At 31.1% G+C, this 470-nt stretch carries 1 protein-coding gene; it reads right to left on the reverse strand.

The annotated features are described in order from the left end of the window. Positions 1-470: ABC transporter substrate-binding protein (locus EII23_RS12380; RefSeq protein WP_148091295.1), on the reverse strand; the 470-nt coding region annotated here is incomplete at both ends.

Below are 470 nucleotides of genomic sequence, written 5' to 3' on the forward strand. Positions count from 1 at the left end.
CCTTTACTATATCATTATTGTGAATATAATCCCAACCACAGAATAGAAATCCACAATCTTTATCCAACATATTATCTACACCATATATCGTAGTAGGAAATTTTCCGTTTGAAGAAAGTAATTTTCCAACATCTTCATTTCTAAAAAATTCAACAACCTTTTGTGCTTTTTCATTATCCTTTTTAGCCATTATAAACACAGGGCTGACAATTGCACCATCTTTTGGCCAAACAACTTTAAGTGCTGAACTTCTTGACACCATTTGTGTGAAAAAATATGGAGTTATACTAACAAGTGGATTGTTTTTTGAATCTCCTTTTTTCTTAACCATTTCAGCAGGATGTAAACTCTTTTTATATATCTTTGCCAATGCCTTAATTCCTTTAATTCCCCATTTTGCATAAATATTCACAACTAAAGCATTGAACATATCCAAATCAGATAATGGTATTGCAACACTATCTGTATAC

This window comes from Desulfovibrio sp. OH1186_COT-070, from assembly GCF_003860215.1.
In the GTDB taxonomy this organism is placed as follows: domain Bacteria; phylum Desulfobacterota; class Desulfovibrionia; order Desulfovibrionales; family Desulfovibrionaceae; genus Desulfovibrio.